This window comes from Rhodococcus globerulus (assembly GCF_019334125.1).
Classification (GTDB): Bacteria; Actinomycetota; Actinomycetes; order Mycobacteriales; family Mycobacteriaceae; genus Rhodococcus_F; species Rhodococcus_F globerula.
On sequence record NZ_CP079698.1, the window covers coordinates 4145478 to 4166985 of the forward strand.

20 protein-coding genes are annotated in these 21508 nt (G+C 62.7%); 19 read left to right on the forward strand and 1 reads right to left on the reverse strand.

Translation table 11 applies throughout. The features are described 5' to 3' along the window. The first annotated feature begins 2 nt into the window (after positions 1-2). The 13 genes from KYT97_RS18870 to KYT97_RS18930 all read left to right on the forward strand — a co-directional run bounded on the left by KYT97_RS18870 (position 3) and on the right by KYT97_RS18930 (position 13895). Positions 3-1952 carry a hydantoinase B/oxoprolinase family protein gene (locus KYT97_RS18870; RefSeq protein ID WP_219110448.1) on the forward strand — a complete coding sequence of 650 codons (1950 nt, stop codon included), beginning with the start codon at positions 3-5 and terminating at the stop codon, positions 1950-1952. Between the two features lie 83 nt (positions 1953-2035). Continuing rightward, positions 2036-2857, forward strand: coding sequence for a TIGR03084 family metal-binding protein (locus tag KYT97_RS18875; RefSeq protein ID WP_245005870.1), 822 nt, complete (start codon positions 2036-2038; stop codon positions 2855-2857). Positions 2858-2920: 63 nt separating this feature from the next. Then, positions 2921-3658 (forward strand): SDR family oxidoreductase, encoded by a 738-nt coding sequence (locus tag KYT97_RS18880; protein ID WP_219110449.1) that lies wholly within the window; start codon positions 2921-2923, stop codon positions 3656-3658. Beyond that, a complete protein-coding gene (locus KYT97_RS18885) occupies positions 3655-4107 on the forward strand; it encodes a MaoC family dehydratase (RefSeq protein WP_219110450.1) in 453 nt (150 codons plus the stop codon). The genes KYT97_RS18880 and KYT97_RS18885 overlap by 4 nt, the downstream gene beginning before the upstream one ends. Before the next feature lie 56 nt (positions 4108-4163). Further along, positions 4164-5477, forward strand: a complete 1314-nt coding sequence (locus tag KYT97_RS18890) for an MFS transporter (RefSeq protein ID WP_219110451.1) — start codon at positions 4164-4166, stop codon at positions 5475-5477. Beyond that, entirely contained in the window at positions 5470-5751 is a 282-nt protein-coding gene (locus KYT97_RS30970) for a hypothetical protein (protein WP_245005871.1), read from the forward strand. Before KYT97_RS18890 ends, KYT97_RS30970 begins: the two co-directional genes overlap by 8 nt. 220 nt (positions 5752-5971) lie before the next feature. Then, positions 5972-7132: a site-specific integrase gene (locus KYT97_RS18900; protein ID WP_415394948.1), complete on the forward strand. Its 1161-nt coding sequence runs from the start codon at positions 5972-5974 to the stop codon at positions 7130-7132. A 6-nt stretch (positions 7133-7138) separates the two neighbouring features. Beyond that, a complete protein-coding gene (locus KYT97_RS18905; RefSeq protein WP_219110452.1) occupies positions 7139-8179 on the forward strand; it encodes a recombinase in 1041 nt (346 codons plus the stop codon). 96 nt (positions 8180-8275) lie between these two features. Beyond that, complete coding sequence (locus KYT97_RS18910) at positions 8276-9700, forward strand: Mu transposase C-terminal domain-containing protein (protein WP_245005872.1); 1425 nt, start codon at positions 8276-8278, stop codon at positions 9698-9700. Between the two features lie 3 nt (positions 9701-9703). Next, positions 9704-10516 carry an AAA family ATPase gene (locus tag KYT97_RS18915; protein ID WP_219110453.1) on the forward strand — a complete coding sequence of 271 codons (813 nt, stop codon included), beginning with the start codon at positions 9704-9706 and terminating at the stop codon, positions 10514-10516. 16 nt (positions 10517-10532) lie between these two features. Further along, positions 10533-11063 (forward strand): FAD-dependent oxidoreductase, encoded by a 531-nt coding sequence (locus KYT97_RS18920; RefSeq protein ID WP_342393916.1) that lies wholly within the window; start codon positions 10533-10535, stop codon positions 11061-11063. 24 nt (positions 11064-11087) lie between these two features. Next, entirely contained in the window at positions 11088-12011 is a 924-nt protein-coding gene (locus KYT97_RS18925; RefSeq protein ID WP_219110454.1) for a LysR family transcriptional regulator, read from the forward strand. A 222-nt stretch (positions 12012-12233) separates the two neighbouring features. Then, complete coding sequence (locus tag KYT97_RS18930) at positions 12234-13895, forward strand: MFS transporter (protein ID WP_219110455.1); 1662 nt, start codon at positions 12234-12236, stop codon at positions 13893-13895. A gap of 12 nt (positions 13896-13907) precedes the next feature. Here KYT97_RS18930 and KYT97_RS18935 read toward each other — a convergent pair whose 3' ends face one another. Beyond that, complete coding sequence (locus KYT97_RS18935) at positions 13908-14495, reverse strand: TetR/AcrR family transcriptional regulator (RefSeq protein ID WP_045065917.1); 588 nt, start codon at positions 14493-14495, stop codon at positions 13908-13910. Positions 14496-14643: 148 nt separating this feature from the next. Here KYT97_RS18935 and KYT97_RS18940 point away from each other — a divergent pair, with 148 nt between their 5' ends. From KYT97_RS18940 to KYT97_RS18965, 6 genes are read left to right on the forward strand one after another with little or no spacing between them, the layout of a single operon-like run. Beyond that, positions 14644-15657 carry a phosphotriesterase family protein gene (locus tag KYT97_RS18940; RefSeq protein ID WP_219110456.1) on the forward strand — a complete coding sequence of 338 codons (1014 nt, stop codon included), beginning with the start codon at positions 14644-14646 and terminating at the stop codon, positions 15655-15657. A gap of 57 nt (positions 15658-15714) precedes the next feature. Next, on the forward strand, positions 15715-16668 hold the full coding sequence (locus KYT97_RS18945) for a phosphotriesterase family protein (RefSeq protein WP_219110457.1): 954 nt from the start codon (positions 15715-15717) through the stop codon (positions 16666-16668). Positions 16669-16682: 14 nt separating this feature from the next. Further along, positions 16683-17810 (forward strand): FAD-dependent monooxygenase, encoded by a 1128-nt coding sequence (locus KYT97_RS18950; RefSeq protein ID WP_219110458.1) that lies wholly within the window; start codon positions 16683-16685, stop codon positions 17808-17810. Positions 17811-17822: 12 nt separating this feature from the next. Next, positions 17823-18740 carry an alpha/beta hydrolase gene (locus KYT97_RS18955; protein WP_219110459.1) on the forward strand — a complete coding sequence of 306 codons (918 nt, stop codon included), beginning with the start codon at positions 17823-17825 and terminating at the stop codon, positions 18738-18740. Between the two features lies 1 nt (position 18741). After that, the gene (locus KYT97_RS18960; RefSeq protein ID WP_095887498.1) at positions 18742-19683 is read left to right on the forward strand and encodes an MBL fold metallo-hydrolase; all 942 of its coding nucleotides are present in this window, start codon (positions 18742-18744) and stop codon (positions 19681-19683) included. A gap of 13 nt (positions 19684-19696) precedes the next feature. Beyond that, positions 19697-21418 (forward strand): CocE/NonD family hydrolase, encoded by a 1722-nt coding sequence (locus KYT97_RS18965; protein ID WP_219110460.1) that lies wholly within the window; start codon positions 19697-19699, stop codon positions 21416-21418. Positions 21419-21508: the final 90 nt, after the last annotated feature.

Sequence of the window (21508 nt, forward strand, 5' to 3'; positions counted from 1 at the left end):
TCATGACCACCACATCGGACCAGACGACCAGCCTCAAGACCCTCTCGGAAAACGAGTTCAACGACCATTACCACTGCGATCGATTTACCGCATCGGTGCTTTCCGCACGCATGCGGTACGTGGTTCAGCACATGTGTACCGGGCTGCTCAACAATGCTTTCTCCGTTATCTTGCGGGACTGGTACGACTTCGCCGCGGTCATTTCCGGCCCGCCGAAAATGAACTACCCGACTTCCGCTGTCAGCAACAGTCTCGCACTGTTCTTCGGCAGCATCGCTGAAGCAGTCCGTAACACCGTCGAAGAGTACGGAGCCGGCGAGTTGCGTCCCGGCGACGTCCTGATTTGCAACGATCCTTACCGTGCCGGAACACACGTCAACGATGTCTGCTTCGTGCGACCCGTTTTCGCCGACGGGGAGATCGTCTCCTTCGTGACGCTGCGCGCACATCAGCTCGACATGGGCGGCATCGTCCCCGCCGGCTTCAGTGGAACCAAGCGAAACGTGTACGAAAACGGACTCGTGATCGCACCGATGCTGCTCTACCGCAACAACAAGCCGATTGCGCAGTCCTTCAACCTGATCTTCGACAACGCACGCTACGGCGAGCTCCTACTACCCGATATCAAGACGATCTTCCAGAACCTGCTTCTGGGCGAGAGGCTGATTCTGGAGAGCATCGAACGTTACGGAATAGATGCCTACCTCGGATCGATCCAGTACAGCACGGACGTCTCCGCAGAGGCGATGCAAAATGCACTCGAAAGCATCCCCGATGGAATCTACGAGGCCGAAGAGGGAATCGACTCCGACGGAATCGACGACACCCTCGACTACAAGGTGAAACTGAAGGTCGTCAAACGAGGCGACCGGATCGAACTGGACTTCAGCGGAACCTCCCCCCAAGCGAGGACCAGCATCAACTGCGGTGCGCTCGATACCAAGACCGCAGTCGGGGTGGCACTGAAATTCTTGATCAGTCCGCACACACCGTTCACCTCCGGTGAGTACCGAAACATCGATATCGTCCTTCCTGCAGGAACATTCATCAGCGCGACACCTCCCGACGGTGCAGTATTCCTCTACTTCGACAGTTCCGGAGTTGTTCTCCTCGCGATCTTCAAAGCTTTGGAGAAGGCACTCGGTGATCGTGCAGTCGGCGGCGACTACGGTTCACTGAATCTGCACAACGCAAACGGACTCCGTCTCGACGGCACCCCATGGAACACCACCGCACAGTGTGGTGGCGAGCACGGGCCATGGGGCGCGACCATAGCGGGTGACGGTGACAGCTATTCGGTCCAATACCAGCTCAATAACCTGGACCCGGCCACCGAAGCGATCGAATCCGAGACACCTGCGGTTGTGCTGCGTAAGCAGTACCAGATCGACAGTGGTGGACCCGGTGCGAACCGAGGCGGAGCCGCCGTCCTCAAGGACACTCTGTATCTTACTGCTGCCGAACATTTTTCGAGTCCGCTGCATACGAAGGTGGCCAGTGGCGCCGGTGTCAACGGCGGACGCGACGGCGCCCTCGGGGCGGTCTGGCTCTTCGAAACAGATGAAACCGACGTCTCCCGAAACAAGAGACTCCTCGATACCGAACCGGACGTCTACGCGCACTCCACCCCAGTCGGCGGTGTCCTCGATCCAGAGACCAAGTGCATCGACCCGGACGGTGAATACGCACACTTCGCCAGCACGCCGGTATGGCGCACCGAGCCCAACGCCTTGTTCCGCTACCTCACCAATGGAGGCGGAGGTTGGGGCGATCCGCTCGACCGAGACCCCGCACGGGTCCTGGCCGACGTCCGAAATGAATACGTCAGTATCGAAGGCGCCGAACGCGACTACGGCGTCGTAGTCGTGGGGAATCCACTCACAGACCCTGAAGGTCTGACCGTGGTGGAACCCGACACAACTCACCTGCGCACACGGCGTCGTCAGCAGTAACAAGTCGTCAGCAGTAACAAAATCTGTGCCTCGAGCGCCGCTCGATCAGATCGCCCGGTCGAGCGGCGCCCTTCCGTGCGTCAATGACGCGATACCAGGAGTACATGAAGATGGTCGAAATCGCCGACGTCATCGTCGAATTGCGTGCAGAAGGGGCCTTCATCGAAGCGATGGTCCGTGATCTCGTCGCCGATGAGTGGACAAATCCGACCCCTGCCGAGGGCTGGACGATCGCGCACCAGGTCGGCCATCTGCACTGGACCGATGCAGTCTCGTCGTTGGCTATCGATCATCTTCACGAGTTCAACGCTGTGCGCGAGCGACACGCTTGCGATCCGGACCAATACGTCGACGACGCTGCTGCCGTGGAACTAGGAACCGGCCCGGCAGATCTCCTTCACCGCTGGACGATGCACCGCGATGCGCTGAGCACCAGACTTGCCGAACTCCCGCCGGCCACCTCGATCGAATGGTTCGGCCCTCCCATGAAGCCGGCATCGATGGCGACTGCGCGGCTGATGGAAACATGGGCACACGGACAGGACATCGCCGACGCGCTCCATATCGAACATCCTGCGGGAAGCGCACTTCGACACATTGCCCATCTAGGTGTCCGAACACGAAACTTCTCCTTCGAACTCCGTGGCCTCCCTGCTCCGACAACGGAAATCTTCGTGGATTTGACGGCACCGGACGGCTCCTCGTGGCAATGGGGTCCGCCGAATGCACCGGAATCGGTGTCAGGGCAGGCTGAGGACTTTTGCCTCGCCGTGACCCAACGGCGTCACACGGCCGACCTCGAACTCGATGTACGCGGTGAGACGGCCCAGCTGTGGCTTTCGATCGCTCAGGCATTTGCCGGAAAGGCAACCTCAGGTCGCGCGCCGTCGGGCCACTCCCAGTAAGTATTCGTTCAGATCCGCCCCGTTCACCTCAGCGCAACAGGACAAGGAAACTGCCTAAATATCATGTCCAACATTACTTTCGACTTCATCGGACGTAGCGTCGTCATCACCGGTGGTGCCCGCGGTATCGGTCTCGAACTCGCCGCACTGTTCAGCCGCGCGGGTGCAGATACCACGATCGTCGACAACGACGCATCGGTCGTGGGCGCCGCTGCGCAGGAAATCGGTGCTCATGCAGCTGCCGCTGACGTGACAAACACCGACGACGTCGACGCAGTCATCGCAGCAGTCGTTGCACGTACCGGCCGCGTAGACATCCTGGTCAACAACGCCGGAATCTTACGCGACAAAGTGCTCTGGAAACTCACCGACGAGGACTGGAACGCAGTCGTCGACGTCCACGCGGGAGGCACATTTCGATTCACCCGGGCCTGCGTCCCGCACTTCCGTGCGCAGGAATTCGGCCGGGTGATCAACGTTGTTTCGTACAGCGGGCTGCGAGGTAATACCGGTCAGGCCAACTACGCCACAGCCAAGGCAGGAATCATAGGATTCACCAAAACAGCAGCGAAAGAACTGGCACGGTTCGGCGTCACCGTGAACGCGATCTCACCCAACGCGGAAACGCGGATGATTGCATCCATCCCGGAGAGCAAACGGCAAGAGCTCACCGCAGGAATACCGCTGGGGCGCTTCGGTGATCCATCGGAAATGGCCGCTGCCGTTGGTTTCCTCGCCTCGCAAGAAGCGTCGTACATCACCGGAGTAGTACTTCCCGTCGACGGTGGAGTGTCGATGTGACCACGTTCGCTTCACTGTCAGAGCTTTACCACGCAGTGGGAACCGACATGGGTAAGAGCAGGCAGATCCACATCACACAGCAGATGATCGATGCCTTCGCTGACGTCACCGCCGATCGACAATGGATCCACACTGATCCTATTCGTGCCGCCAGCAGCACTTACGGGTCGACCATCGCGCACGGCTTTCTGACCTTGTCGCTTCTCGCCCCGTTCATCGAGGACCTGCTGGAGGTGGACGGAATCCAGTCCTCGATCAATTACGGCTTGAATCGGGTTCGCTTTCCCGCCCCCGTCCTAGTCGACTCCACTCTCTATTGCACCGGCGAACTCACATCAGTCGATGCTGCTCATGGTGCTACACAGGCAATTCTGACGCTGACGGTTCACAGTGACACCTCGACCAAGGTTGCCTGTGTCGCTGAGGTCGTCGTTCGACTCATTCAGTAGTGCCAGAACCGGTTCAGCGCGAATTCCAGTCAATCCCCGACCTTGGGAGGAACTTCATGGTCTCCACGACATCATCATCACCCAGTCACAATCAGCGCGAGCAGACACTCCCCAGCGTCTCTACAATCCAGAGTAAGAAGAGGTCCCTTCTAGCCAGCACCGTCGGTAACCTACTCGAGTGGTACGAGTGGAGCGCATACGCGGTTTTCGCACCGTTCATCGCCAAGGCCATGTTCGACAGCAGTGATCCGGTCTCTGCGCTGTTATCTACGCTTGCAGTCTTCGCAGTGGGATTCCTGGTCCGTCCGTTGGGTGGTGTGGTCTTCGGACGCATCGCAGATCGCAAGGGACGAAAATTCGTCCTCATCACAACGATGCTGATGATGGCCGGCGGAAGCCTCGCTATCGGGATCATGCCGACCTACGCTGCAGTCGGCGCCTGGGCTTCAGTGCTCCTCCTTCTCATCCGTGTCGTTCAAGGGTTCGCACACGGCGGCGAGTCCGCGACTGCGAACAGCTACATCTCCGAGCTGGCACCCCCGAACCGACGAGGACTCTGGGGAAGCATCGTGTTCATGGCGATCTTCGGCGGCTCCGTAATCGCGTACACCGTCGGAGGTACCGTGACCTCGGTTCTGTCCGATTCAGCCGTTGCCAGTTGGGGGTGGAGGGTGCCTTTCCTCATCGGGGCAGTCTTCGCAATCGTCGTCCTGTATCTCCGCCGCAATATGGAGGAGAGCGAGGTCTTCAGCCACAAAGCCGAAGATTCCGTCAAAGTCCCCACACGGGGGATCGCACGCAAAATCATCCTCCTGGTCGCCATGATCTCCGGTATCACCGTTGCTCACTACACCTGGAGCTCGTACGTTTCGACCTACGCGATCACTCAGCAGGGAATGAACGCCAGCAGCGCATTCTGGATCACCGTGGTGGCGCAATTGATCGCTTTGGTCACCCTTCCGTTCTGGGGAATCTTGTCCGACCGAATCGGTCGACGCCCCGTGATGATCGGTTTCGCGATCACAATGTTCCTGATCGCGATCCCATTGAAAGAGATGATCACCGACGAACCGTGGACTCTGCTGGTGGCCTCGACGATTGCGCTGGTGGTGGTCGCGGCAGCTGGTTCGATTCTTGCAGCGACCATGGCAGAGTCGTTTCCGACCAAGGTACGCACTCAGGGGATCGGGTTCGCCTATTCATTCGCCGTCGCAGCCTTTGGAGGTTCGGCGCCCTACCTGAACGCTCTATTCATCGAGCGTGGGCTCGGGTGGGTCAGCAGCGCATACATCATGTTCCTGTGTGCATGCACATTCGTCGCCTGCCTAATCATGAAAGAGACAAAGGGTATCGATCTGCGTGATGCCTGAACACCAGCAGGTACTGGCCGACAGCGGCCATCCGGACCTTGCGACCGACGCCCGTTGGGATCCGCCGCCGCCCCACGAATTCACCAACCCAATGCTGCCCACTGCCGTTCGAGTGTACGAAGTCGGGCACCTCGACGACCTACAAGGCGAATCGGCCACCGTCCCTACCGAGGTCAAGGCCGAGTTCTGCCGTCGCCTGGTCGTTGCAGGTGTCCGATCGCTCGAGGTGACGAGTTCGTTTCCCCGAAATGGATCCCACAACTCAACTCGCTGACGCGGAAGAACTCATGATGGAACTCGACCTACCGGACACCGTCCGCCAGGTCATACAGGCCCCGAATGTGCGCGGGTTCGAACGTGCGCTCGCTTCAGGCGCTAGGGAAGGTCGCGGTATTCGTTAGCGCCACAGGGACTTTCGCCCGGAGAAACATCAGATTCAATGAGTCTGAACACCACCCGAAAACTCTGTCGGTAGTCGTAGGTATCGTGCGTCGATGACCGATTTCGCGGAGAACATGCTGGTCGAGGCTCCGGCCGTCGGGAATTCCCGACAGCCGGAGCCTGTGGTGTCGGCGGATGTACGGGCTCGTATCGCGCGGTCGGTGGCGGAGTCGAAGTCCCCGAGCACCGTGCGGGCGTACGCGTCGGATTGGCGACGATTCGATACCTGGTGCACGCGTCACGAACATCAGGAGTTGCCGGCGGATCCGCTGGTCGTCGCGGCGTACCTGATCGACGCCGCCGACACACTCACCGACACCGGGACGCGGGCGTATGCGCCGGCAACACTCTCGCGGTGGATCAGCGCGATCGGCCACCGGCACCAAGTAGCCGGATACCCGCCACCGACAACGGATCCGATCGTCACCGCGACCCTGTCCGGGATCCGCCGAAGCTATGCCGCGGCGGGTGATCGGCCGCGTCGACAAATGGCTCCGCTGCTGACCTCCGACATCGTCACCATCGTGACGAAAGCCCGAGACACTGTTACCGGCTGGGCCGGCGAAATCCTCGAACGCCGCGACACCGCCCTGTTGTTGATGGGATTCGCCGGTGCGTTCCGGCGCAGCGAACTCGTCGGCCTCGACTGCGGCGACATCACTGTGCACCGCCTCGACGGGCTACACGTTCGGCTGCGGCGATCGAAGACCGACCAGGACGGTACCGGCGCGGTCAAAGCACTGCCCTTCACCACGTCGCACGTCAGTTGCCCGCCATGCGCTGCATTGCGATGGTTGCAAGTCGTCGCCGCATACGAACGCGGCGGCAGAGCCGGAGTGATCCGGTTGCTGCGCACATTGCCGGTCTTCGACGGTCACCTGTGCCGCGGCGCAGTACCCACAGCCTCGCCCCACACGCCGCTGTTCCGGTCGATCGCCAAGAACGGAAACCTCTCCACCACAGCGCTGTCCGGGGCTGCAGTCCACGCAGCGGTCCGACGCCGTACTACCGCCGCCGACTACGACGAAACTCTCGTCGCGCGGCTCGGTGGGCATTCCTTGCGAGCCGGATTCGTCACCCAGGCCTTCCGCAACGGCGCTGATGCGCACGCAATTATGCGCCAGACCGGACACCGAACGCCGGGGATGCTCGAGGTGTACGCCCGTGAGCATGCACCCTTGATCGGGAACGCCGTCACCGACATCGGGCTCTGACACCCCATGACCACACTGAACACGGAGCCTGCTGCATCTACCAAGCCAGACTTCGAACACGCACTCGGCGTGAAGGACCGATCCGGGTGGGCACTGTTCACCGACTGGTGCGTCGCCGCCGACCACATCGCACTACCCGCCGCCCCGGCGACGTTGGCACAGTTTATTTCGGAAAACCCCGCCGCACTCTCCACACAACGGCGCCGAATCACCACCGTCAACACGGTGCACCGCGCCGCCGGACACCCTGCACCCGGCGCGGCGGACACAATCCGACGAATAGTGAACACGTCACGAGCGGATAGACTCTCGAGTCTGGAAGTAGTTGCCTCGGAGATCATTCCGCGACTTCCGACCTTCGGATGGCCGAGCGGTTTGTTCGGGCGACGCGACGCCTTGCTGCTCCTTCTCGCCTCGTCAGGGCTCAGTATCGAGCAGATCAGCGCCTTGCACCGCAACAGCATTCACATCGACGGTCAATCACTGATCATCGACGGCATTAACCCGATCCGTCTCGACCCGGCAACGTACCCGCCTGCGGTGTGCCCTGCCGCGGTGTACCTGAGATGGACGCAGATCCTCGAATTCTTGGATCGGACACCGTCGACGCGTCTCCTCGCAGAACACCTCGACTCCCACACACGCCCCACCAGCGAGTTGACGACCGAAGAGGCCGGAACTGTTGCCGGGGGGAAACAGTCGGGTTCGTTGTTCACCCCGATCGACCGCTGGGGATACACCCCGATCTCCGGATCGCCGTTGACTCCGCAGTCGGTCGCCTCAATCATCACCGCTCACCTGACAGGTGCCTCGCCGTCGCACCCACCGTACAGTCGGCGCCCCCGACATAGCGATGCACCCGATGTCTACGAGCCGGAGGTCTTCCCCGAGATCGTCCTCGACGACGGTTACTACGAGAGTGGCCTCGAAGCCCGCCGCGCTGCGCACACCGCCCTCACCGATGTCACCGCAGCATTGGACGACGTCGAGGACAGGGCTGACGAGATCCTCCGTAAGCTTCTCGCCGTCCTCGACACCGAACCCTGATCAGGCCTTACCGGGCGGGGAAGCTCGGCGTAACGTCAGCGATGTCCTCCGGACTTCCGCAGGGACACAGCACACGATGATCCGTCACCACTGGTCATGACCGAACTGGGCGAACTCACGGCCGCGCAACGCGAGGAAGCGATGCGCCGGTACGTGGTGCTCCAACCGCACTTGGCCGGCGGCGTTCCACTCGCCCGCGCCGCCCGCACCGCGCAGATTTCCGAACGCACCGCCCGGCGCTGGCTCACCCGCTACCGCGCCGGCGGTCTCACCGGTCTGGCCCGCACCACCCGAACCCCGCCCGGACATCACCTCGATCCCGACCTGATCCTGCTGATCGAAGGACTCGCACTGCGGAAGAATCCGCCGTCCATCGTCTCCATCACCCGGACCGTCAACACAGCCGCAGCAGCGCGGAACCTACCGCCCGTCTCGTACGGCGTGGTCCGCGCCATCATCACCGCGATGGATCCCGCAGCCCTGACCCTCGCCCGAGAAGGCGCGAGCGCACTACGAGACAAGTATGAGCTGGTCTATCGCAGACAAAGCGAAACCCCGAACCAGATCTGGCAGGTCGATCACACCGAACTCGACATCGAAATTCTCGACCCCGGCGGTGCTCGCGTGCGGCCCTGGCTGACCGTGATCCTCGACGACTGCTCCCGCGCCGTCCCCGGCTACACCGTCGCTCTCGGCGCACCCTCTGCACTGTTGACGTCGTTGGCTCTGCGGCAAGCGATCTGGACGAAAGCAGATCCTGACTGGCCGATGTGTGGAATCCCCGAGATCCTCTACGTCGACCACGGCAGCGACTTCACCAGCGAACACCTCACCCAGGTCGCCGCCGACCTGACATTCCAGATTGTCCACTCGGCCGTTGCCCGGCCGCAAGGGCGCGGCAAGATCGAACGCTTCTTCGGCACCGTCACCACCGAACTACTCCCCGAACTCCCCGGTCACCTCCACCGCGGGCGCCGCCTCACCGCACCGGCATTGACGCTGACCGACCTCGACCACGCCCTACGACACTTCATCGTCGACACCTACCACCGCCGCCAGCACCCCGAAATCGGTACCAGCCCCCACGATCGTTGGCTCGCCGACGGCTGGCTCCCGCGCATGCCCACCGACCTCACCGAACTCGACCTACTGCTCGTCGACGTCGCGAAACCACGCATCGTGCACCGTGACGGCATCCACTTCCAAGGGCTGCGGTACCTCGACCCACTCCTGGCCGCGTACGTGCGAGAACCCGTCACCATCCGTTACGACCCCCGCGACATCACCGAAATTCGGGTCTTCCACCACGGCCGTTTCCTGTGCAAGGCAATCAACCCCGACCACATCGGCGACACCGTCACCCTCAAAGACATCGACGCCGCCCGCCGCGCCCACAGACGCCGGCTCCGCAGTCAGGTCAACGAACGTATCGCCGTCGCCGTCACCCAACAACCCGTCTCCACTGCGCCACCAGAACCGCGACCCCCACGCAGTCGCCTGCGCACCTACCAACAGGACTGACCGATGACCACTACCACGGCAACGGGCAGGTTCATCGTCACCAAGGAACACCGCAGATTCACCGAATTCGCCGACACCGTCAAACGCGAACACACCATCGGAATCTGCTACGGCCCAGCCGGAGTCGGAAAAACACTCTCCGCCCGCCGCTACGCCCATTGGAACAAGATCGGCCCCTACCTCGACGCCTGGACCTCACGCGATGCCGTGATCCACGCCGAACTCAACCGGACCCGTACCCTCTACTACACCCCGTACTCAGGGACCACTCCACGCCGAATCCGCGACGACATCCACAAATCCAGCCGCCGCATCGACGCCTGCATCGACGAGCACCTCACCCCCGCGACGACAACGATCATCCACACCTCCGGTCACGACTACACCGAACTGCTCATCATCGACGAAGCCGAACGGCTGACCGCCAGCTCGCTGGAAATGCTGCGCGACGAATACGACCGCCACACCCACGGCCTGATCTTCATCGGCATGCCCGGCATCGAAAAACGCTTCTCCCGTTACCCCCAGCTCTACAGCCGCGTCGGATTCGCTCACCACTACAGGCCGTTGACCAACACCGAACTCACCTTCGTCCTGACCAGGCATTGGCGGGCCCTCGGGCTCGATCTCGATACCGACGACTTCACCGACACTCAAGCCATCGCCGCTGTCGCACGCCTGACAGCAGGAAACTTCCGCCTCATCGGCCGGCTTTTCGCGCAAGTCAAACGCATCATGAAAATAAACGACCTCACCACCGTCACCGCCGACGTCATCGACACCGCCGCCAGCACCCTCGTCATCGGCACCACATAGAACGAGGCCGACAAACATCGCACCATGCCAACCACACATCAAAAACAACGCCACATTCAATCGAAAGTCACAGATCGAGGCCGAGCTGATCGTCACTGCGATCGGCGACATACCCAACACGGAATGGTTGGCTACCAGTGGACTCGCAGACGGCCGTCTCGAAGCAGATTCACGAGGGCGGATTCGGCCGAACATCGTGGCAGCCGGGGACGTCACGGCCATCCCCACGCGTCAAGGAATACGACGGATTCCTTTGTGGAGCAGCGCAATAGAACAGGCAAAAGTTGCCGCCGTCGCACTCTTGAGCGGCGATGATGCGCCGGAGCTCGACCTCGATCCGTACTTCTGGACCGAGCAGTTCGGGTTGAACCTCAAGGCCACCGGTCACCTGCCGGTGGTGGGCGAACCGGAGTTCCTCGTCGGCGAGCGCCCAGAAGGACCGTCGGTGATGCGCTGGACTCACGACGACGGCCGCGGTGTCGCCGTCGCGGTCAACCACCGCATTGCAATCCCGAGACTACGACGCATGGCCTCAGCCGCCGGATGACGCAGGCCGCGTAACTTCGTGTGGATGAACCAACCCCGGAACCACGAAGGCGATCTCGGCCTGGAGCGCCTCGGCGGGGTCAACCTCAACCTGCTGGTGCCGCTGCTTGCACTGCTCGAAGAGGGTTCGGTCACGCGAGCCGCCGCAAGGGTAGGCATGACCCAACCCGCGATGAGTCATGCCCTTGGCAGGATGCGCCGGATGATCGGGGACGATCTGGTCGTGCGGCAGGGGAGCGGACTGGTGCTCACTCCGCGCGCGCTGGAGCTGATCGATCCATTGCGTGAAGTGCTACGCCAGACTGCGCGAGTGGTGAACTTCCCAGGCTTCGACCCCGCTCACGACAGCCGCACCATCACAGTTGCGATGACTACCAGCACCGCCTTCGTGGTCGGGGCGGAGTTGGCGAGACTGATCGCCGAGCGGGCCCCGAATGCGACGCTGCGCATCCGCAATTTTGTCGCGCCGCAGGCTGCCGACTTCACCGACAACGGTGTGGACGTCGTACTTCTGTCAGAAGCCTTTCATTCGCCGTACCCGCGCGAGCGTCTGTACGAGAACCGGTGGGTGGTGATCGCCCACCGAGACAGCGACCCCGAGGCATCTGCACTGGACCTGCTGACGTCGTTGCCTCATGTCACGTACGACTCCCGTCACCGCGTGCCGCCGTACGCCTCGATGGACGCGCACGGAGTGGACTACCGCATCGGGACGTTGATCTCCGATCACCTGCTCATCCCGCACCTGGTGGCCACGGCCGGTGGCGTTGCCTTGCACACCTATCGCGTCGCGGTCGCGATGGCGGAGCGGGTTGACCTGCGGATCGAGGAGTTCCCGCTACCGGTCGCACCACTGGTCGTCGACATGGTGTGGAACCCACGCCTGGCCGATGCCGAGTTCAAATCCTGGTTGCGGGGGATTCTCGTCGAAGTAGCCGCGCCCAGCTAGCACCCTTTTCCTCCAGTTCACACCCCTTTCAGCGCACTGGAAGGGGTGTGAACTTTGCCGAAAACATGCTCGCTCTGTCCACCATTACCCGCGATACAGAATTCGCTTGACAGAGAGTAAACCGATGTGACACCTTGCTCACTCAGTGCGTGACACGTATCACAAGCGCGCTCGGACTGCCGATCGGGCGGTTCGGAATCCTCGAGCAAGGAGCTCACAGAAATGAGTAACCCGACTGCGCGGCCATCGCGCTACGTAGCGACTCTCGTAGCCGCATGCCTGGCCGTCATGGTGGCCCAGGTGGCGTACTCGCTGCCCGGCGCCCTGAACGGAACCTTCCAGCAGGACTTCAACATCTCCGGCGCAGAACTCACGTGGATCAGCGCCGCTTTTGCCACGACGATGGTGGTGTTCGAACTGACCTTCGGCGTGCTCGGCGACATGTTCGGCCGCAAACGACTGCTACTCGGCGGAGCACTGCTGATCGTCGTCGGCGCAGCCCTGTGTGCAAGTGCGCAGGAAGTCCACCTGATGTGGATCGGCCAGGCCATCGCGGGCATCGGCGCCGGCGCGCTCTACCCGATCTCGCTGGCGATGATCGCCGCTGCAGCGCCCGACGCCCAGGCCCGCGCCAGGGCGATCGCACTGTGGGCGGGCTTCCTGTCCCTCGGTGCCGCACTCTCGCCGATGATGGCCGCCGTGCTCACCGAATTCGGCAGCTGGCGTTGGGCTTTCGGTGCAGTGATCGCCGCAGCACTGATCTCGTTTGTCGTTTCACTGGGAGCGCAGGACTCGTCGTCGCCGGAAGGCCGCAAGCTCGACCTCCCCGGCCAGGCAACGTTGGCGGTCGGCCTGATCGCCCTCCTCTGGGCACTGACGCAGGGATCCGAGATCGGGTGGGGCAACACCACGATCGTCGTCGGCTTTGTCATCGGCGCCGTATCCCTGGCCGCGTTTGTCGTCATCGAATTGCGCACCGAAGTGCCACTGCTGCACCTGAATCTGTTTGCCAACCGGGTCTTCGCGATCTCGGGTATCACCGCCGTCGTCGGCATGTTCGCGTTCCTGGGCCTCTGCTTCTCGATGAGCATTTGGCTCGGTGCGGTTCAGCATGTCTCACCGCTCAAAATCGGCGTGTTGTTCCTGGTCATCCAGGGTCCCGCGTTCCTGCTGGTGCCGCTCGTATCCCGCCTGATCCACAGCGTTTCACCGCGTTGGGTGCTGACGTCGGGCTTTGCACTGATCGCGATCGCCGGCTTCATCTGCTCGCAGTTCGACGTCCAGACCTCGACGTGGACGGACTTCATCGTGCCGATGCTGCTGCTCGGCGTCGGGTTCGCCTTCACGGTCGCGTCGATCACCGCGGTGGCCATCAACACCGTGCCGTTGCGCTTGGCCGGCATGGCCAGTGCCACGACAAACCTGTTGCGTGACTTCGGCTTTGCCCTCGGACCCGTTCTCGTCGCCGCTATTGCGAACAGTGTCGCCAACAACGAGGTCAGGGACGGCCTCGGCGCGGCTGTCGGTGAGTCCGATCTCGGTCAGGCTCATGCAGGCGCTGTCATGGGAATCGGCGAGCAGGGCGGCGCGATGGCGCTCAACTCGATGCCGGTCATTCCGGTGCCGACCGATCCGAGCCTGGCACCCGGACCTGACAATCCAATGCTCGCAATGCCTTCCGCGATCAGCGATCTGGCGTTCTCGTCGCTCGGTAGCGGTTACAGCCTGGCGTTCCTGGTGTGTGCGCTGTGCGCTGCCGCGTCCGGTGTCCTGACCCTGTTCGGACTCTTCGGAAGCCGCCCGGAGTCCGAAGCCGCAGTCGATCTGGGCACCGACGTACTGCATGAGATCGCCAATGTGTCCGACGACGTCAACGTCCGATAAGGCCGGTGAACCTCAGTTGTCCGCTGCGAGCAGGTAGCACCAGGATTCGGTGATTTCGTCGAGGCAGATCTCGCGCGGGGTCCGCCAGCCGATGGAGAAGTAGCGCCGCGAGAGGTGCTCGAGCTGACCGAAAGCCAGCACGCAGCGGATCCGGCGCCGGTCGGCCGGCAGACGCTTTGCCGTGTCCAGCCCCGCGGTCATGTCCTCGACGGCGGACTCGAACCACTGCTCGGTCTTGGCCTCGACGTCCGGCTCGTACGACGCCTCGTAGGACGCGGTGAGGTAGGGCTTGATCTCGTCCCATTGGGAGAACTTGCGGTCGAGCCACGCGTGGATCTCGCCTCGCGAGCCGGAGGCAACCACCGCGGTCAGCGTGGGGTTGTCGGCCGCGGTGAGGATCGCGTCGACCTTTGTCAGCAACGCACTCATCACGTCGGCCTTGGACGAGAAGTGCAGGTAGAAGGTAGTCCGGGTCGAACCTGCGGCCGACGCGATGTCGTCGATCGTGGTCGCGGAGTAACCCTTCTCGCCGAACAATTCCAGCGCCTTGGCAAGGAAGAGCTCGTAGGTCATCTGTTTTTGAGCGGCGCGAAGCGACATGGCCACAGATTCTAGCCGCAGCAAAGCCACAAACCAGCGCGACAAGTCAGATGTCTGTTAACCAACTCACTTGACGCTTTGTAATGTTAATGGCTACTGTGATCGCTACCACGTCATGCAGGCATGACGATGACGAAAGGAAATGCCGATGAAGGTCGACCAGATCGCTGAAGGCAACACCGTCAACACCGTTCTCGGCCCCGTTCCCGCCGACCAGTTGGGTGTTGTCGCGGTCCACGAAGCACTGCTGTCAGTGCTTCCGGGTGCGGAATACGCATTCGACATCACGATGGACCGCGCCGACATCTTCGAGACCCTGGCGGACAAACTGAAGGATTTCCGAGATCACGGCGGAGCGACGATCGTCGACGCCACCGGCATGTTCCACGGTCGCGACGTCAAGCTGTACGAGGCTCTCTCACGCACCACCGGCGTTCACATCGTCACGTCGACCGGCCTCGGCCCGGAGGAGATGCTCGGCGGTTATTTCCTTACGCCGCAGACCAATCCGCCGACGCCCTGGCCGGCGGAGAAGTTCGCCGAGCTCTTCACTCAGGAAATCACCGATGGCATGGTGATTCCGCGCGTAGAGCGTCGCGGCATCCCCGGATTGGTGGCTACCGCCGCGAATCACGAGGGAATGACCGCCACCGAGGAAAGCCTGTTCCGCGGAGCGGCCCGCGCCGCGCTCGCCACCGGCGCCCCTGTCTCCATTCGCTACGGCAACGATGCGGTTGCCGACCTCGAGATCCTCGCGGACGAGAAGCTACCGGCAGAGCGCGTCATCGTCGGCGGACTCGACCGCAAGGATGCCGTCGCCGCCGGCGCCCCGGCCGAAATCGCCCGCCGCGGCGCCTATGTCGCGCTGGACCACGTAGGCACAGCAGATGACGTCCACATCACCGACGCCGAGCGTGCCGCTTTGGTTGGCGAGCTGGTCGAGGCCGGCTACGGAAACCGGATTCTGCTCTCCAGCAACGCAACCGGTGTCGCCAAGGGTCATCCCGGGAACGATCTGCCGTTCAGCTACATCCTGTCGACGTTTGCCCCCGCCCTCACAGCGCAGGGGCTGAGCGAGCTGGATGTGCAACGCATCCTCGTCGACAACCCGCGCGACTTGCTCAGTGCGTCAGGGGCTACGTCGACGCGAGCCGTTGGCTGACCCCACCGCGACAACGGATAACCATCCAATTTTCGAATCTTCTTAGAGGTGAGTGTTGTGTCGAGAGTGAACACCGTTCTGGGGTCGATCCCCGCCGAGGAACTCGGGATCGTGGCCATCCACGAGCACATCGGGTATGGCATGCCGGGCTCGGAGCTGGACACGAAGTGGTGGAAGACCCCCGAGGAGCGGTACTCCGAGACCGTCCCCAAGCTTCGGAAATTCCACGAGTACGGCGGCGGAACCTTCGTCGACGTCACCGGAATCTGCAACGGCCGTGACGTCGACTACTACAAGTCACTGTCCGCCAAGACCGGCGTCCACATCATCGCGTGCACCGGCTTTGTCGGCGGCGACACCGCACTTCCGTTCTTCGAACGAGCAAGCGTCGAGTACCTCACCCGTCAGTTCGTTCACGAGATCACCGTCGGCATCGGCAATACCGGCAGCAAGGCCGGTGTCATCAAGGTCGGCGTAAGCCGCGGTGGCCGGATGACGGATCTGGACAAGCGCATCTACCGCGCGGCCGCTCGCGCTGCGCTGAGCACCGGCGTGCCGATCCTGACGCACCTGGCAATCGACGCCGAGAACGCAATCAAAATCTTCAACGACGAGGGCTTGCCGCTGGATCGGGTGCTGTTCGGGCACGTCGACGACGGTGTGAACGCCGACAAGACGCGTGACACCTGGATTGCCGAACAGGGTGGACGCGTCGGCTTCGACACGTTCGGCTACGAGACCGAACTCCCGGACCCCCCGTTTTGGGCGCGCCCCCGCAAGGAGCGTCTTGACCACTTCCTGCGCTTCCTCGGCAAAGGCCACTTGGATCAGGCACTCGCGGGCGTCGACGCCAACTGCAGCCCGCTCGGATGGCCCGGCGTCAAGGGCCACACCCTGAACTACCTCTTCGAAGACCTCATTCCCGACCTGCGCGAAGCCGGGTTGGACGAAGCCACCATCACCAAGTTGTTCGTCGAGAACCCGGCCGACTTCTTGACCATCCAGAACTGACAAGGACAAGAACAATGCAGTCTTCAGAGCTCGAGAACCTGAAAATCGCCATCGTCGGCGCGGGATACGCCGGTGCTGCGGCAGCCAAGGCCCTGAGCCTGCTCGGCGCCGATGTCAACGTGTACGAGCAAGCTAGCCAGATCCGGGAGGTCGGCGCCGGCATCGGTCTGCGTCCGTCCACCATGGATCGCTTCCGCCAGTGGGGCATCTTCGACGCCGTCGCGCAGGTCAGCTCACCGAGTGACTACTTCGAAATCCTCACGGGCACAAATGATCCGATCATGAAGGAGGAGTGGCCCGCTGTCCCCGGCGACACCGAGGGCACCAAGACTCACCTGATCCACCGCGGCGACTTCATCGACGCTCTGCTCGGCGTACTCCCCGAAGGCATGGTGCATCTCGGCCACAAACTCGAGACCCTCGAGGACAAGGGCGATCGCTCCGTCCTTACCTTCACCAACGGCACCACCGTCGAAGCCGACCTGGTCATCGGCGCCGACGGCATCAAGTCGGTTGTGCGTCAACAGCTTTTCAGCGACAAGGGCCCCGTGTTCTCCGGTGAGCACGCGTACCGCACGGTCATCTCGGTTGACGACGCCTACGGGATGGCGACGGACGACAACCTCCGCATGTACATCGGACGGGGCACCAAGGTCTACCTGCTGCCGCTGCGCCACCGCGGCCAGGTCTCCTTCGACATCACCGCGCTGTGCCCGGACAGCACGTGGGCGCCGACGATCACCCAGGAAGACATCCTGGCGACACTCGAAGGTTTCGACGAGCGGATCGTGAACATCGCTCGCGACCTCGACATGGACACGGTGAGCATTCGCGCGGTCTACGACATCGACCCGGTTGACGTGTGGCACACCGACTCTGTTGCCCTCGTGGGCGACGCCGCCCATTCGATGCTGCATCACCAGGGCCAGGGCGCGAACTCGGCGATCCTGGACGCCGGCGGTCTCGCCGACGCTCTGAAGGAAGCAGATTCCGTCAAGGAAGCACTGGCGTTGTACCAGGCAAACCGCAAGCCGGTGACGGACGAGCTGCAGCGCATCTCGCGTCAGGGCTGGACCGAAGACGAAGTCAACGACGTGTTCCCCGGCCAGAAGACGGCAGCTCAGCCGGCTGCGACCAAGTAAGGAAGCCACGACATGCCCTTGCATCCCCAGATCGCTGAGCTCATCGCCACCCTGCCGGCCCCGCCCGAGGGACCGCTCGACCCGGCGCTCATGCGCGCCGGCGACGAGACGCACGTAGCTCCGCTGAAAGAACGTCTGCCACTGCACGCTGTCGAGGACACGACCGCGGGCGATGTGCCCGTCCGGATCTACACACCGGTCGACGCCGACGCGTACGGACTGTTGGTGTACTTCCACGGCGGCGCGTTCTTCCTCGGCAGCCTGAACACGCATGACCACGTTGCGCGCAACCTCGCGAAGGAGACCGGCCTCAAGGTCATCTCCGTCGACTACCGTCTCGCTCCCGAGGCGGCCTTCCCGGCCGGGCTCGAGGATTGCCACGCGGTAGTGCGCTGGGCAGCGGAGAACGGCGAGGCTCTGAAGTGGGACGGGAAGACGCTCGCACTGGCCGGCGACAGTTCCGGTGGCACTTTTGTTGCCGCCGTCGCCGCACTGGCACACGACGAGGGATTCGACCGCATCACGCACCAGGTACTGCTCTACCCCTCGCTGGATCTGGACTTCGACGTCGATCGCTACGAATCCCTGCGGGAGAACGCCGAAGGGTACGGCGTGGAGACGGCAGGACTGAAGGGCTTCAACAGTTTCTACTTCGAGAGCGGTGCGGACGCGGCGAACCCGCTTGTCTCACCGATCAAGCGTGTGGATCTTTCCGGGCTACCCCCGGCACTGATCGTCACGGCCGAGTACGACCCGATGCGTGATGAGGGCGAGTTGTACGGCCAGCGCCTGAAGGAAGCCGGAGTCGAGGTGACGGTCAGCCGTTATGCCGGTGCCAACCACGGTTTCGCGCAGAACTTCTCCTGGGTCCCGGAATACCACAAGGTGTTCGGGGAGACTGCCGCCTTCATTCGTTCCACCGGTGAGTGACATGACAGACGACGTGAAGATTCATCCGCTCGTGTCGCCGTGGGGCCGATTCGGCCTCTACAGCTTCCTGATCGACGCCCCCGAACTCGCAATCGTCGACACCGGGATCGCGTCGTCGCCGGCGCAGGGAATGGCCCCGGCACTCGAGGCAATCGGACGCCGAATCGAGGATGTTCGCTGGATCCTGCTGACTCACGGCCACATTGACCACATCGGTGGCGCTCACGCACTGTGGGAACTCACGGGCAGGCGTGCGCAGGTTGTGATCCACGAGGCCGACGCACACCTGTTGCGCTCGCGGCAGGCGCACGTCGACGAATATCTGACGGGGCGTGGGCAATACCTCGACGACCCGCAGGGTGTGGAGAAGCAGATGGCGTCGGCGAAAGCTGTCATCTCCGGCGAGATGGAGCCGTCCATCTTGGTTCGAGGTGGCGAAACCCTCTCCCTCGGCGGCGGTGTCACCGTATCGGTGCATTCCATCCCCGGCCACACGGCCGGATCTGTTGCCTACGTGGTCGACGGCCAGAACGACGTGTTCGTCGGCGACGCCGTGCAGGTCCACGGAGCGGCCAACGGCTTCCCCGGCTACGAAGATCCTCTCGCGTACCGGTCGAGTCTTCAGTACCTGCGTGACGAGATCCGGCCGAACCACCTGTATCTGGGGCATCCGTACCGTCGGGCCGACGGTGTCGCCTACGGCGTCGAACTCGACCGCGACCAGGCATCCGAGGCACTGCGCGAGAGTGTCGACATCGAGGTCGGCGTGCGCGGCGCAGCTCACCAGTGCCTGTGCGGCGGTCTGCCGGAGACGGACTCGGCGTACTCACCGTTTGCACCTGTCGCCGACAAACTCGGCTACGAGGGCGACCCGAGCCTCGAACCGTCCCCGTTCTTCACGACGATGCACGGCTACCGCACTCAGTACGACGAAGAAGAATAGGAGTCGTTGACCCATGGCCGAATTCGAAACATTCAACGCAGGTGGACAGGCAATCCACATCCGCAAAGATCTCCGGATCCCGATGCGCGACGGGATCGAGTTGGCGGCAGACGCCTACGAGGGCGTCGACGGAAAACCGCGGCCGGCACTCGTTGCACTGAGCCCCTACGGCAAAGAGCTGCAGGCGCTTGCCCTGACGACGCCGCCGCAACGACGCCCCAGCCCGATGTGGGACGGCTGCATCGAAGCCGGCGACATCGCGCGCATCGTCAGCGAGGACTACGTTCACGTCATCGGTGACCTACGCGGCTCCGGTGCGTCCGAAGGCGAGCACATCGGCAACTACAACGCCGGTGGCGTCTCGCTCGGGCAGGATGCCTACGACTTCATCGAATGGGTTGCGGCACAGCCGTGGTGCGACGGAAACGTCGGCATGGTCGGCATCTCGTACTTCGGCTCCATGCAGGTGCTGGCCGCCGCCGAGCGTCCGCCGCATCTGAAGGCGATCTTCGTGAGCGGCGGCCACTACGACTTCTACGAGACCACCTACCACGGTGGCATCATGTGGTTCATGCCGCGCGCCGCCCGTGAAGGTCGCGGCGGCGACTCCGGCTGGGCATTCACCGACAACGTCAAGTCCCGCATGCTCGAGACGTACAGCCCCGAAGAGGTCAAGAAACGCGTCGCCGAGCGCCTGCAGGATCCCGACGTCGCCGCCTGGCCGAATCTGGTTCACGTGCTGAACTATCCGAAGAACCACGAAGCCTGGTTCGACATCGTGATGAACGAGTTGGACGGCGACTGGTACGAAGAGCGCAACCCGATCACCCTGGCCCCCAACATCGATATCCCGGTTTACCTGCAGATCGACCAGGGCCGCGGCTGGACGATGGACGGCACGATCGAGCTCTTCGACGCGTTGAAGGGTCCCAAGAAGCTGGATATCGGCCCATACCCGCCGATGCAGTCGCGCCCCTTCATCGAAGAGCACGACAAGATGTTCCGCTGGTACGACTACTGGATCAAGGGCATCGACAACGGTGTCATGGACGAGCCGGCCGTGAGCGTCTTCGTCGAAGGCTCACGCGAGGTGGCCACCGGAAACCAGTGGCCACCAAAGGATATCGAGTACAAGTCGCTGTACCTGCGCCCGCGTCACAAACTCGCCACCGAACCGGAGCCCATGGGCGCCGAGTACGCCGCCCCTGACGGCTTCTACCAGGCCCCACTCACCGTGACCGACAAGGTCGAGATCCTGGCCTGGAGCACACCGGTTTTCGAGGAGTCCACCGAGATGATCGGCACCGGAGCCGCGCACATCTTTGCGGAGATCGACCAGATCGATTCGAATTTCATTCTGCGCCTGTGGGATTACGCCCCGAACGGAAAGCGTCAGCTGATCACCTCCGGCTATCTGAAGGCCTCGCACCGCGAACTGGACGAGCGAACCACCGAGGGCAACCCGCACCACCCGCACACCCGTGCGGTGCCGGTCGAGCCGGGCAAGATCGAGGAGTACGTGCTGCGCCTCTATCCGTTCGCGAATACCTTCAAGCCGGGCCACAAGCTCACAGTGGAGTTGTCCAACGCAGAGCCGTTGGCAGACGAGCACAACGCGCTGCTCCCGCCGGACGCGTTCCACCTGCCCGTGGGTCGTCCCGTCACTCATAAGATCTACCGCGACGCGGCGCATCAGTCACGGCTCGTGCTTCCGTTCACGACCACGACTAGTTAGCCGCGCACGGCCAGCGCGATTGGCCAGCGCAGATTGGCCGAGTGAGCACCCTTTTCATCAAGCTCGCACCCCTTCCAGGGCTCTGGAAGG